The organism is Nocardioides sp. (assembly GCF_047606145.1).
Classification (GTDB): domain Bacteria; phylum Actinomycetota; class Actinomycetes; order Propionibacteriales; family Nocardioidaceae; genus Nocardioides.
Genome location: NZ_JASGET010000100.1, coordinates 20,295 through 32,849 on the forward strand (window position 1 = coordinate 20,295; position 12,555 = coordinate 32,849).

The window sequence follows — 12,555 nt, forward strand, 5'->3', positions numbered from 1 at the left end:
GTTCTTCGCTTGCGGACTGTGTGCGGACTAGACTCGTCCGAATAGGTAAAGCCGCAGGTCACAGGCCTGGTGCGGACGGGCTGGCCTGTAAGCCGGGTTCTGTCCCTGTCGCCAGGGGGCGATCATCCATCTCGGGCCACCGTTGCCGATGGCCTCCAGCGACCTACCCGCGTGCTCGGGCGGACCGCCCTGGTGGACCCACGAGTGGATCCGTCGCACGCTGTCTGGTCTTGCTCCGGGTGGGGTTTGCCGAGCCGGCCAGGTCGCCCTGGTCGCTGGTGGGCTCTTACCCCACCGTTTCACCCTCGCCGCCGTCCGATCGCTCGGGCGGAGGCAGTCTGTTCTCTGTGGCACTGTCCCGCGGGTCACCCCGGGTGGGCGTTACCCACCACCCTGTCCTGTGGAGCCCGGACTTTCCTCGACGCTGCCCCGGTCACCCAGGGAGCGACGCGATCGCCCGGCCAGCCCGTCCGCGCCGCTCAGGGTACACCGCGACGTCCCGACGACGGCTCTCGGCGGATCCACCCTCAGGAGAGCCGGGTGACCTGCACGGTGACGCTCAGCGTCGAGGTGTCGGCGCCCGAATAGATGCCGGCGAGGGGTCGTACGTCGGCATAGTCGCGGCCGACCGCGACGGCGACATAGGTGTCGTCCGGCTCGGCGGAGTTGATCGGGTCCAGCGGGTGCCAGCCGTCGTCCCACCACTCCAGCCAGGCGTGCGAGCCACCGACCGCCGACTCCCCGACGGCGGGGTCGGCCGTCGGGTGGACATACCCGGAGACGTAGCGAGCGGGGATCCCCGCCGAGCGCAGTCCGCCGATCACCAGATGGGTCATGTCCTGGCCGGCGCCGGCCCGTTTGGTCCATGCCTCGCCCGCCGGCGAGGTCGCCTGAGTGGCACCCTCGACCAGCCTGACCTCGGCCGCGACCAGCTCGCAGACGGCGTGCGCGGCAACACTCGGCCGGGCGGCCTCGGCCGCGATCTGAGCCACCCGGTCGGCGTACTCCTCCGGTGGCGCCACCAGCTCGGAGAGCATCAGGAACTCCACCCACCGGTCGGCGACGGCGGGGCTGGTCAGCTCGGCCCAGTCGAGCGTCGGCTCGGTCCCCGGCCGTCGGTCCACCTGCACGGTGCTGGTCGCCGTCACCGTCATCGCCTGGTGCGGATCGACCACCTCGAAGGCGGTCACCTCGTTGCCGAAGTAGTCCCGGTAGGAGTGGGTCCACGGCTTGGGCGAGACGTCGAAGCGCTGGTGCACCAGGATCTGCTCCGGCGTGGTCAACGGCGTCAGCCGGGCCTGGTTGTAGGAGGCGACGGCCTTGCCGTCGTAGGCGAACGACGTGGTGTGTACGACGCGCAGCTGCATGCTCATCCCCGGCCCTCGGTCCCCATCAGATCCCCTGCCAGCTCATCGCCTCGGCCCCGGCGAAGTAGCGGCGGGTGACCGCCGCCGTCGCCTCGGCGCAGGTGCGCTGCAACCGCTCCATCTCGGTGGGCAGATCGTGCAGCAGATCGGTCAGCGGACGGTACTCCAGCTCGGCCCGGGCGCGTCCGATCAACCGATGGGCCTCGTCGGTGAACCCGGCCCGCCGAGTGGATGCCTCCAGGTTGTCCAGCGCCTCCGAGGCCCGGTTGAGCGAGTAGACCACCGAGCGCGGGAAGAGCCGGTCGAGCATCAGGAACTCCGCCGCCCCGTGCTCCGTCTCCAGGCCTCGGTAGGTGCGCAGGAAGGCGTCATAGGCTCCGCAGGCGCGCAACGTGGAGGTCCACGGGGTGCTCGACCCGCCCGAGAGCGAGGTGGTCGCCAGCAGCCGCGAGGTCATGTCGGCCCGCTCGACGTACCGCCCGAGCATCAGGAACTGCCAGCTCTCGTCCCGGACCATGCTGGCGTCGGCGGTGCCGTTGACCATCGCCACCCGGTCGCGCACCCAGGAGAAGAGGTACGGCGCCCGCATGTGCCGGAACTGGCCGGCCGGCAGCGCGCGATAGGTGGTGTTGAGCGCCTCCCACAGCGGGACGCTCAACGTCTCCCGAGCACCCCGGGCGCTCTCGCGTGCGGCCTCCAGTGCGAAGGCCATCGAGGACGGCGAGACGGTGCTGTAGGCGAGCATGTCCAAGATCACCGGCAGCCCGATCCGGCCGGCCGGCTGCTCCTCGATCCCCATCACCGCGAGCAGCCCCCGGCAGGTGGCGTCCTCGTCGAGGGTCGCGTCCTCGAGCAGCACCGAGGTCTGCACGTCCAGGATGCGCGCGGTGTCCTCGGCGCGCTCGACGTAGCGTCCGATCCAGAACATCGACTCCGCGATCCGGCTGAGCATCACTCCACCTCCAGCTGAGTCTGCGTCGGGACCTCCAGCTGAGTCTGCGTCGGGCCGGCCAGCACCCAGGTGTCCTTGGAGCCGCCGCCGCGTGAACTGTTGACGATCAGCTCGCCCTCGGCCAGCGCGACCCGGGTCAGGCCACCGGGTAGCACCCAGACCTTGGAGCCGTCGTTGACCGCGAACGGACGCAGGTCGACGTGCCGGGCGCCGAGCCTGCCGTCGACGAAGGTGGGCACCGTGGACAGCTGCACCACCGGCTGGGCGATCCATTCCCGGGGGTCGGCGAGGACCTTGGCGCGCAGCTCGTCCAGCTCCGCGGCGCTGGCGGCGGGCCCGATCACGATGCCCTTCCCGCCGGAGCCGTCGACCGGCTTGAGGACCAGCTCGTCGAGCCGGTCGAGCACCTCCTCGCGCGCCTCGGGCTCGCCCATCCGCCAGGTGTCGACGTTGCGGATGATCGGATCCTCGCCCAGGTAGTAGCCGATGATGTCGGGCATGTAGGTGTAGATCAGCTTGTCGTCGGCGACGCCGTTGCCGACCGCGTTGGCCAGCGTCACGTTGCCCATCCGAGCCGCGTCGATGAGCCCGACACAGCCGAGCATGGAGTCGGCGCGGAAGTGCACCGGGTCCAGGAACTCGTCGTCGATCCGGCGGTAGATCACGTGCACCGGCGCCAGTCCCTTGGTGGTGCGCATCATGACGTGCCCATTGCGGCACACCAGGTCGCGGCCCTCGACCAGCTCCACGCCCATCGTCCGGGCGAGCAGGGCGTGCTCGAAGTACGCGCCGTTGTACACCCCCGGGGTGAGGACGACGACCGTCGGATCGGCCACCCCCGCCGGCGCCGCGGCCCGGAGCGCGGCGAGCAGCTTCAGCGGGTAGTTCGCCACCGGCCGGATCCGGTGCTCGGCCATCGTCTCCGGCAGCGCTGCGGCGATCGCCCGTCGGTTGGTCATCACGTAGGAGACCCCCGACGGCACCCGGACGTTGTCCTCCAGCACCCGGAACTCGCCGGTGTTGTCACAGACCAGGTCGATGCCCGCCACCTGGATCCGCACCCCGTTGGGGCTGCGCACCCCGGCCGCCGCTCGGTGGAAGTGGTGCGAGGTGGCGATCACCCGGCGGGGGACCACGCCGTCGGTGAAGACCTGTCCGGCGTCGTACACATCGGCCAGGAACGCCTCCAGCGCCGCGACCCGCTGCTGCACCCCGGCCTCGATGGTCGACCAGGTGTCCCGCTCGATGACCCGCGGCACGATGTCGAGCGGGAAGGCCCGCTCCTCCCCGCCGATGTCGAAGGTCACGCCCTGATCGAGGTAGCTGGCCTGCAGCGCCTCGACCCTGCTGGCCAACTCCGGCGCGGTCAGACGACGCAGCGAGTCGCCGAGCCGGCGGTACGGCGGCCGCAGTCCGCCGTCGCCGAACATCTCGTCGTACGCCGGATCCCGCGTCAGGTAGGCGTCGAACATCGCGGTCATGGCCAGAACCTACTCACTTCCGTGTGTCGCCGGTGTTGCCCGGCCGGATCGGGTGTTGCGGACGTGTTGCCGGCGCGTAGGTTCTCCCCATGAGCGAGAGCACCGAGGGCAAGTTCTGGTACTGCCTCAAGCATCACGCCGTGGAGCCCACGGACGGGTGCAACATCGCGGACCGGCTCGGTCCCTACCCGACCCGCGAGGAGGCCGAGCGGGCGCTGGAGAAGGTGGCCGAGCGCAACGCCGCCTGGGACAACGACCCGAACTGGAACGACGACCTGCCCGAGAAGTCCTGAGCGTTGGCGCTGCCGAGGGTCGAGCCCTGGGGGTTCGTGGGCATGGCCGGCCTGGCGGGTGTGCTCTTCCTGGACGCGGCGAGCGCGAGCTTCGCGCCGTGGTGGGTGGCGCTCGGCCTGCTGCTGAGCTGGGCGGTGCTGTTCGTGCTCGGCTGTCGCTGGTTCATGCCGCACCCGCGTCGCGTGCTGTGGACCGCGGTGGGCGGCGTGGTGCTGTGGTTCGCGGTGGCGGTCGGCGGGGGAGTGCTGGCCGGGTGATCGGTCTCGAGTGATCGGTGTACCGGTGTCCGGTGATCGGTGTCCGGGGCGAGAAAGGGATCTCAAATATCGGACATCCAAGGAAATTCGCTGACGTGGCCACGTCCTCGACGTACCGTGGAAGAACCATGCGGCGTTGCTTCGTACTCATCGGCTGCCGCGGCGGGGCCTGAGCCGGGCCAGCCCGCCGCGGTGGTTGCGGCGTCGCCTGGCTCCCTCGTTCATCACCGGCTCGCCGCGTGCGGGCCACGTATCTCCAGGAATTTGCTCATGTACGACATGTATCCCGACTTCTCCGAGCCGACCGCCGCCACCGACGAGGCCGTCCGCGAGGGCCTGCAGGCGGCCTTCGACCGCCCGAGCGCGGAGCGCGCCGGCCTGGCCCGTCAGGCCGCGCCCGCGGAGGAGAGCTAGCCCCGAGGCATCGCTGGCTAGAGCCAGCCGTTGGACTCGGCGGTGAGCACCGCCTCGGTGCGGTTGGCGGCGCCGGTCTTGCCGATCGCCGCCGACAGGTGGTTGCGGACCGTCCCCTCGGAGAGGAACAGCCGGCCGGCGATGGTCGCCACGCTGGCGCCGTCCCGGGCGGCCTGCAGCACCTCGGTCTCCCGCTGGGTCAGGGGCGACTCGCCGGCGACCAGCGAGTCGGTGGCGAGCATCGGGTCGACCACCCGCAACCCCTGATGCACCCGGCGTACGGCGTCGGCGAGCTGTGGCGCCGGGGTGTCCTTGACCACGAAGCCGGAGGCGCCGGCCTGCAGCGCTCGGCGCAGATAGCCCGGCCGCCCGAAGGTGGTCACGATCAGCACCTTGGTCTGCGGCGAGGCATCCCGGACGGCGGCGGTGGCGGTGATGCCGTCCAGGCCGGGCATCTCCACGTCGAGCAGGGCCACGTGGGGGTGATGCGCCAGCACCGCCGGGACGACCGCATCGCCGCTGCCGACCTCGGCGACCACCTCCAGGTCCGCCTCGAGTCCGAGCAACGCCGACAGGGCGCCCCGGACCAGCGCCTGGTCGTCGGCGAGCAGGAGCCGGATCATCGAGCCCGGTGTGCCCGGTGAGCTGGGTGAGGGCGGAGTCGTCACGGCAGCGCCACCTCCAGCGAGAAGCCGGGAGCGAGCACCCGGGTGGTGAGGACGGCGCCCGCGGCGCCGGCCCGCTCGCGCAGTCCGGTCAGCCCGCTGCCCTCGGTCGGCGAGACCGGGCAGCGGCCGTCGTCGCGGACCTCGGCGCTGGTGGCGCTGAGCCGGATCTCGCAACGCGCCGCTCCGGAGTGCCGAATGACGTTGGTGACGCCCTCGCGCACGGTCCAGGCGAACAGCTCGCGCAGCTCGGTGGGCACCTCGTCGGTGGACTGCGGCACGACCGGGGTGATCTCCGCGGCCCGCAGCGCGGCCCGTGCCCGGGCCAGCTCGCCGGGCAGGGTCAGCTCGCGATAGCCCTGCACCGCGCGCCGTACGTCGTGCAGGGCGTCGCGGGAGAGTCGCTCGAGGTCGGCGACCTCGAGCATCGCGCGCTCCGGGTCGACCTCGATCAGCCGGCCGGCGAGCTCGGCCTTGACGGTGATCACGGTCAGCGAGTGGCCGAGGATGTCGTGCAGGTCCCGGGCGAACCTGTTGCGCTCGTCGGCCAGCATCAACCGGGTGTTCTGCTGGTGGGCGTCGAAGAGCTGCAGGTTGCGTCGCATCAGCGAACGCACGCCGAACACCGCCACCGAGGCGGCGCAGACTCCGAACGTCGTGCCGAGCTGGTCGTCCCAGCCGGGCAGCGCGCCGGAGGCCAGGGTGAGCAGCGCGAGAGCGACCGCGATCGGCATCGCCACCCGCCGGTCGAGGCACATGATGAAGCCGACCGCGAGGTAGACCACCGCGGTCGAGCCGACCTGCCCCAGGCACACCATCATCAGCACCGTCAGCAGCGTCATGGCACCGAGGTAGAGGTAGATGAAGCGCCGTTCCGGGCCGCTGGCCAGCGCGATCCGGTTCCCCCGAGCGCGCAGCCAGACCAGCATGTAGGTGCCGGCGAAGGCGAGGGTCGCGAGCATGCCGACCACGCCGGGAGCCGTGTCGCGGTCCTGCCAGCCGGCGTAGAGCGGACTGACCAGGAAGAAGAGCCAGAACCCGGCCACCAACGGCCCGATCCACGGCCGGCCGCTGCGCCATGGGTCGCCGGCGATCGGCCACTCGGTGCCCTCCTCGGCGGCAGGGCCCGCCTCGTCGGCTCGCTCCTCCACACCGAGAACCGTAGTCTCCTCCAGCGGCCGGGTGCTCATCTCGGCTCCTCCCTCGGACCCGCGGCCTCAGACGCGGGCGGTGTCCTTGCTCATCCGCCACGCCGCACCGGCGATGAACAGCGCGAACCACCCCACTGCGTTGACCACCGCGTACCAGGGCAGGTCGTGGGTCAGCGGTGCACGGGCGACCTCGGCCACGCCGTACATCGGGGTCCAGTAGGCGACGTCGCGGACGGCCGTGGCGTACTGGCTGAGCGGGATGAACAGCCCGCCCAGGAAGGAGAGCAGGGCGAGCCCCGGTCCGAGGATCTGCATGGCGTTCTCGCCCGGCACGATGTAGCCGACGAAGACGCCGAGCGCGGCGAAGGTGAGGGTGCAGAACAGCGTCACCACCATCGAGGCGGCCCAGACGTGGGTGGGCATCTCGGCCTTGCCCTGGAGCTTGCCGACCACGTTGACGGCGATGATCGCCAGGCCGCCCATGCACAGCGCCACCAGTGCCTTGGTGATGATGTAGGCGACCGGGTTGAGCGGGGTCAGGCGCAGCTGCCGTGACCAGCCGACCGCGCGCTCGAGCGCGACCATCGAGCCGGTCGCGGCGGCGGTCAGGGCGGCGCCGTAGAGCGCCATCGAGATCAGGATGTAGGCGGCCACGTTGCCCGAGCCGGCCTTCTCCTGCCAGCCGGACTGACCGCCGAAGCTCAACATCAGCGCCGCCGGGAGCAGCAGCGTGAAGATGATCGTGCGGCGGTTGCGGAGCATCCGCATCAGCTCGATGCGCAGCAGGGTGAGGTTGAAGCCGCCCAGTGGCGGCACCCGACGGCCGAACGCCTCGGGACGGGTGTCGATGGTGCTCATCGTGCATCTCCGGTCAGGCTGAGGAACGCGTCCTCGAGGTTGGTGGAGGTGATCTCGAGGTCCCGGGCCTCGGTGTTGACCAGCAGGAAGCGGGCCACGGTGTCGCTGTCCTTGGCGTGGACGTGGACCTGGTCGCCGCGCAGGTCGATCCGGTCGACGCCGGCGATCGCGGCCAGCTGCGACCGGATCCGCTCCGGGTCGGGCACGGTGGCGCGCACCACCCGACCGGAGGCGAGTGCCCGGATCTCCGCCCCCGAGCCGTCGGCCACGATCCGGCCGTGGCTGATCAGCACGATCCGGTCGGCGTACTGGTCGGCCTCCTCCAGATAGTGGGTGGCGAAGAGCACCGTGCGCCCTTGGTCGGCGTCGCTCCGGATGGCGCCCCAGAACGCACGGCGGCCCTCGACGTCCATCCCGGTGGTCGGCTCGTCGAGCAGCAGCAGCGCCGGGTCGGGCAGCAGCGCCATCGCGAATCGCAGACGCTGCTGCTCGCCACCGGAGCACTTGCCGACCTTCCGACCGGCGATCTGCTCGATCCCGGCGTCGGCCAGCACCGCGTCGACCGGCTTGGTGTCGGCGAACAGGCTGGCGGTGTACTCGACGGTCTCACGGACCGTCATGTCCTTGATCAGGCCACCGGTCTGCATCACCGCCGAGACCAGGCCGCGGGCGACCGCGTCGCGCGGCCTCAGCCCCAGCACCGCGGCGGCGCCGGTGGTCGGCTGGGACAGCCCCAGGATGATGTCGATGGTGGTGGTCTTCCCGGCGCCGTTGGGACCCAGGAAGGCCACCACCTCGCCCTGCCGCAGGTCGAGATCGATGCCCCGGACGGCCTCGACCCTCCCGAAGCTCTTCGTCACGCCCTCGAGGCGTACCGCTGGAACACTCATGGCTCCAGCATCGACGCGCGGCGGCCCTCGTGTCTGGCTTGTCCCTCACGTGTCCGCCATGACATCTGTCAGGTGGTCATCGCGCTGCCATCCGGCCGGACTTCTTGCGTGAAACTGGCACTTCTTGCGGGTTGCATCGCGCAGGAAGTGCCAGTTTCACCGGTGAACCGGTGAAACCGCCCCCGGAGCCCGCAGCTCAGAAGGTGTGCTCCGGCGCCGGGAAGCTGCCCTCCTTCACCTCGTCGCGGTAGGTGCGCGCCGCGTCGAGGAGTACGCCGTGCAGGTCGGCGTACCTCTTCACGAACCGAGCCGTCCGGCCGGAGTTGAGCCCGAAGGCGTCCTGCCAGACCAGCACCTGGCCGTCGGTCTGGTTGCCGGCGCCGATGCCGATGGTGGGGATCACCAGCTCCTTGGTGATCTCCGCCGCGACGTCGCCGGGGACCATCTCCAGCACCACCGCGAATGCGCCCGCGTCCTGGACCGCGCGGGCGTCGGCGAGCACCCGCTCGGCGGCATCGCCGCGGCCCTGCACCCGGTAGCCACCGAGGGCGTGCTCGGACTGCGGGGTGAAGCCGATGTGCGCGCAGACCGGGATGCCGCCGCGGGTGAGCAGCTCGATCGCCGGAGCCATGTCGACGCCGCCCTCGAGCTTCACCGCGGCCACCTCGGCCTCCTTCATCAGCCGGGCGGCGCTGGCATAGGCCTGCTCGGGGGAGCCCTGGTAGGAGCCGAACGGCAGGTCGCCGACGACCAGCGCGCGTCGGGTGCTGCGGGTGACGGCACGGGCCAGCGGGATCAGCTCGTCGAGCGTGATCGGCACCGTGGTGGTGTAGCCGTAGACGTTGTTGGCGGCGCTGTCGCCGACCAGCAGGGTGTCGATGCCGGCCTCGTCGAAGGTGGCGGCGGCGTACATGTCGTAGGCGGTGAGCATGGTGAACTTCTCCCCACGCTCCTTGAACTCCCGCAGATGGTGGGTGCGGACCCGTCTGATCGGTGCGGCACCGCTGCCGCCGGTGGAGGTACTGGGGGCGCCGTACGGCGCCGGCTCCTCGGTTGAACTGCTCATCGTCGAGCTGCCTCTCGTGACATCTCGCGGCTCCCTGGGTGGAGTCCACGGACCGTGTCCAGCCTAGGTCCGTCGCGTGCGGTACGGCGCTGTGGCGCTGCTCACGCCGACGGCTGTCACCGAGGCCCGGCCCGTGGTTCACTGACGGCATGCCGCACCCGATCATGTACGCCGACGATGACCCGGGGCTCGCCGAGTTGCGTCGGCTGTGCCTGGGCCTGCCGGGGGCGGAGGAGAAGATCTCGCACGGTCGCCCGGTCTTCCACACCGGCCGGATCTTCGCCGGCTTCGGTGGCTCGGTGAAGCTCCGGCCGGGGGAGCATCGGCGGTGGCCGAGCATGCTGATCGTCAAGATCGATCCGGCCGAGCTGCCGGCGGTCGACGCCGACGAGCGGTTCCTCTTCCCGGCGTACTGGGGCGCGGGCGGCTGGCGCGGGCTCGACCTGGCCGCCCCGCAGGTGGACTGGACCGAGGTCGGGGAGCTGGTGGACGCCTCCTACCGTCTGATCGCGCCGCGGCGGCTGGTGGCCGAGCTGGACGCCCGTACGGCGCCGGACTGACCGAACCGACCGGCCTGACCGAACCGACCGGCCTGACCGGGCTGGCCGGACGGGACGGGCTGGCCGGACGGGACGGGCTGGCCGGACGGGACCGGGGCTCCCGAGGGCGACACTAGACTCGCCGGCGTGGACTTCTACTCGGCGTACGCCCATGGCTTCGCCCGCGTCGCCGCCTGCACGATCCCGGTGGTCCCGGCCGACCCGGTGGCCAACGCGCGGGCGGTGATCGACCAGGCCCGGCGGTGCAGCGAGGACGCGGTGGCGGTCGCGGTCTTCCCCGAGCTGTGTCTGTCCGGGTACGCGATCGACGACCTGATGCTCCAGCGCACCCTGCTGGAGGCGGTCGAGGCGGCGATTCAGGCGATCGCGGTGGCCAGCGAGGAGCTGATGCCGGTCATCGTCGTCGGTGCCCCCCTGCGGGTGGGCAACCGGGTGCTCAACACCGCCGTGGTGATCCATGCCGGCGAGATCCTCGGGGTCGCACCGAAGTCCTATCTGCCGACCTACCGGGAGTTCTACGAGCGCCGCTGGTTCGGCTCCGGCGCGGGCCTGGAGACCACCATGATGCTGGCCGGCGAGGAGGTGCCGCTCAGCTCGCGGCTGCTCTTCCGGGCCTCCGACGTCGCCGACCTGGTCTTCGCCGTGGAGATCTGCGAGGACATGTGGGTGCCGGTCCCGCCCAGCGCGGAGGCGGCGCTGGCCGGTGCGACGGTGCTGCTCAACCTGTCGGCGAGCCCGATCACCGTCGGCCGGGCGGAGTCCCGGCGGCTGCTGGTCTCCTCGGCGAGCGCTCGCTGTGCGGCGGCCTACGTCTACACTGCAGCCGGCCCGGGCGAGTCCACCACCGACCTGGCCTGGGACGGCCAGACGATGGTCTACGAGCTCGGCGAGCTGCTCGGTCGCAGCGAGCGGTTCCCCGACGGGCCACGCCGCACGGTGGTCGACGTCGATCTCGAGCGGATCGTGGCCGAACGGATCCGGCAGGGCACCTTCGACGACAACGCCCGCGCGCTCGGCCAGGACGCGGCCTTCACCGAGATCGAGTTCGAGCTGAGCCCGCCGCTGACCGCGGGCGGCCTGCGCCGTGCCGTCCACCGCTACCCGTTCGTGCCCGACGACCCGGCCCGGCTGGCGCAGGACTGCTACGAGGCCTACCACATCCAGGTGGCCGGGCTGGTCAAGCGACTCGACTCGATCGGCCCCGGGACGAAGGTCGTCATCGGCGTCAGCGGCGGCCTCGACTCCACCCAGGCGCTGCTGGTGGCGGCGGAGGCGATGGACCGGCTGGACCGGCCGCGCAGCGACATCCTCGCCTTCACCATGCCCGGCTTCGCCACCTCCGAGGCCACCAAGGGCTATGCGCTGGCGCTGATGAAGGCGCTGGGCACCACCGCGGAGACGCTCGACATCCGGGCGGCGGCCACCCAGATGCTCGGCGATCTCGGCCACCCCTTCGCCGCCGGCGAGCCGGTCTACGACGTGACCTTCGAGAACGTCCAGGCCGGGCTGCGCACCGACTATCTGTTCCGGGCGGCGAACCAGCGCGGTGGCATCGTGCTCGGCACCGGCGATCTGTCTGAGCTCGCGCTGGGCTGGGCGACGTACGGGGTGGGCGACCAGATGTCGCACTACAACGTGAACGCCGGCGTGCCCAAGACGCTCATCCAGCACCTGATCCGGTGGGTGATCTCCACCGACCGGTTCGACGAGGCGACCGACGCGGTGCTCCAGCAGATCCTCGACCAGGAGATCTCGCCGGAGCTGGTGCCGGGCGAGCAGCAGCAGTCTACCGAGGCCTCTGTCGGTCCCTATGCGCTGCAGGACTTCACCCTGTTCCACGTGGTGCGACACGGGTTCACGCCGTCGAAGATCGCCTTCCTCGCCTGGCACGCCTGGCACGAGGCGGAGTCCGGCGAGTGGCCGCCCGGCTTCCCGGCCGATCGGCGGCGGGCCTACGACCTGGCCGAGATCCGGCGGTGGCTGGAGGTGTTCGTCAGGCGGTTCTTCGCGAACCAGTTCAAGCGGTCGGCGCTGCCCAACGGACCGAAGGTGAGCAACGGGGGCACGATGTCGCCGCGTGGCGACTGGCGGATGCCGTCGGATGCCTCCGCGGAGGCGTGGCTCGCCGAGATCGAGGCCCGTATCCCGAGCTGAGGCGGAGTGACCGGTGAAGGAGCGGCGCGAATAGTGAAGGAAATGGCTTCAGATTGAAGGAATGAAGCTATATTCTTCATTCGTGGTCGCGACGTTGATCGGAGACGTGGTCGGGTCCCGCCGGGCCGCCGACCGGGACCTGGTGCATGCCGCGCTGACCGCGCGCCTGGAGGCCGTCAACACCGAGCTGGCGCCCCTCGCCCCGCTGCGGATCACCGTCGGCGACGAGTTCCAGGGCGCCTTCGCCACCCTGGGCGACGCGCTCGCCACCACCCTGCGGCTCCGGCTGGCGCTGGCCCCCGAGATCGAGGTCCGGTTCGGCGTCGGCTGGGGCGACGTACGGGTGCTGCAGGACGAGCCACGGGTCGAGGACGGCGCCGGCTGGTGGGCCGCGCGCGCGGCGATCGAGGCGGTCGAGACGGCGCAGGCGCGGGCCGGCTCGCGCC

14 protein-coding genes and 1 other RNA gene are annotated in these 12,555 nt (G+C 71.2%); 6 read left to right on the forward strand and 9 right to left on the reverse strand.

Going from position 1 to position 12,555, the window contains the following annotated elements:
* Positions 1 to 72: 72 nt before the first annotated feature.
* The 4 genes from rnpB to QM638_RS12465 all read right to left on the reverse strand — a co-directional run bounded on the left by rnpB (position 73) and on the right by QM638_RS12465 (position 3,800).
* Positions 73 to 469, reverse strand: an RNA gene (rnpB, locus tag QM638_RS12450) — RNase P RNA component class A.
* Between the two features lie 58 nt (positions 470 to 527).
* A complete protein-coding gene (locus tag QM638_RS12455; protein ID WP_415142299.1) occupies positions 528 to 1,373 on the reverse strand; it encodes a transglutaminase family protein in 846 nt (281 codons plus the stop codon).
* Between the two features lie 19 nt (positions 1,374 to 1,392).
* A complete protein-coding gene (locus QM638_RS12460) occupies positions 1,393 to 2,319 on the reverse strand; it encodes an alpha-E domain-containing protein (protein ID WP_415142300.1) in 927 nt (308 codons plus the stop codon).
* Positions 2,319 to 3,800, reverse strand: coding sequence for a circularly permuted type 2 ATP-grasp protein (locus QM638_RS12465; RefSeq protein ID WP_415142301.1), 1,482 nt, complete (start codon positions 3,798 to 3,800; stop codon positions 2,319 to 2,321). Before QM638_RS12465 ends, QM638_RS12460 begins: the two co-directional genes overlap by 1 nt.
* Before the next feature lie 89 nt (positions 3,801 to 3,889).
* Here QM638_RS12465 and QM638_RS12470 point away from each other — a divergent pair, with 89 nt between their 5' ends.
* The 3 genes from QM638_RS12470 to QM638_RS12480 all read left to right on the forward strand — a co-directional run bounded on the left by QM638_RS12470 (position 3,890) and on the right by QM638_RS12480 (position 4,765).
* The gene (locus QM638_RS12470) at positions 3,890 to 4,093 is read left to right on the forward strand and encodes an SPOR domain-containing protein (protein ID WP_415142302.1); all 204 of its coding nucleotides are present in this window, start codon (positions 3,890 to 3,892) and stop codon (positions 4,091 to 4,093) included.
* A 3-nt stretch (positions 4,094 to 4,096) separates the two neighbouring features.
* Positions 4,097 to 4,351 carry a hypothetical protein gene (locus QM638_RS12475; protein WP_415142303.1) on the forward strand — a complete coding sequence of 85 codons (255 nt, stop codon included), beginning with the start codon at positions 4,097 to 4,099 and terminating at the stop codon, positions 4,349 to 4,351.
* A 270-nt stretch (positions 4,352 to 4,621) separates the two neighbouring features.
* Positions 4,622 to 4,765, forward strand: a complete 144-nt coding sequence (locus QM638_RS12480) for a hypothetical protein (RefSeq protein WP_415142304.1) — start codon at positions 4,622 to 4,624, stop codon at positions 4,763 to 4,765.
* A 17-nt stretch (positions 4,766 to 4,782) separates the two neighbouring features.
* Here QM638_RS12480 and QM638_RS12485 read toward each other — a convergent pair whose 3' ends face one another.
* The 5 genes from QM638_RS12485 to panB form a co-directional block, all read right to left on the reverse strand.
* On the reverse strand, positions 4,783 to 5,388 hold the full coding sequence (locus tag QM638_RS12485) for a response regulator (RefSeq protein WP_415142312.1): 606 nt from the start codon (positions 5,386 to 5,388) through the stop codon (positions 4,783 to 4,785).
* Positions 5,389 to 5,429: 41 nt separating this feature from the next.
* Positions 5,430 to 6,620 carry a sensor histidine kinase gene (locus QM638_RS12490; RefSeq protein WP_415142305.1) on the reverse strand — a complete coding sequence of 397 codons (1,191 nt, stop codon included), beginning with the start codon at positions 6,618 to 6,620 and terminating at the stop codon, positions 5,430 to 5,432.
* A 27-nt stretch (positions 6,621 to 6,647) separates the two neighbouring features.
* The gene (locus QM638_RS12495; RefSeq protein ID WP_415142306.1) at positions 6,648 to 7,439 is read right to left on the reverse strand and encodes an ABC transporter permease; all 792 of its coding nucleotides are present in this window, start codon (positions 7,437 to 7,439) and stop codon (positions 6,648 to 6,650) included.
* On the reverse strand, positions 7,436 to 8,329 hold the full coding sequence (locus QM638_RS12500) for an ABC transporter ATP-binding protein (protein ID WP_415142307.1): 894 nt from the start codon (positions 8,327 to 8,329) through the stop codon (positions 7,436 to 7,438). Before QM638_RS12500 ends, QM638_RS12495 begins: the two co-directional genes overlap by 4 nt.
* A 196-nt stretch (positions 8,330 to 8,525) precedes the next feature.
* On the reverse strand, positions 8,526 to 9,395 hold the full coding sequence (gene panB, locus QM638_RS12505) for a 3-methyl-2-oxobutanoate hydroxymethyltransferase (RefSeq protein WP_415142308.1): 870 nt from the start codon (positions 9,393 to 9,395) through the stop codon (positions 8,526 to 8,528).
* Positions 9,396 to 9,544: 149 nt separating this feature from the next.
* On the opposite strand from panB, the gene QM638_RS12510 reads away from it, so the two are divergent.
* From QM638_RS12510 to QM638_RS12520, 3 genes are all read left to right on the forward strand, one after another.
* Complete coding sequence (locus QM638_RS12510; protein ID WP_415142309.1) at positions 9,545 to 9,955, forward strand: MmcQ/YjbR family DNA-binding protein; 411 nt, start codon at positions 9,545 to 9,547, stop codon at positions 9,953 to 9,955.
* 126 nt (positions 9,956 to 10,081) lie between these two features.
* Positions 10,082 to 12,109: an NAD(+) synthase gene (locus QM638_RS12515; RefSeq protein WP_415142310.1), complete on the forward strand. Its 2,028-nt coding sequence runs from the start codon at positions 10,082 to 10,084 to the stop codon at positions 12,107 to 12,109.
* Between the two features lie 61 nt (positions 12,110 to 12,170).
* Positions 12,171 to 12,555 (forward strand): SatD family protein (locus QM638_RS12520; RefSeq protein WP_415142311.1); only part of this gene is annotated, 385 nt, incomplete at its 3' end.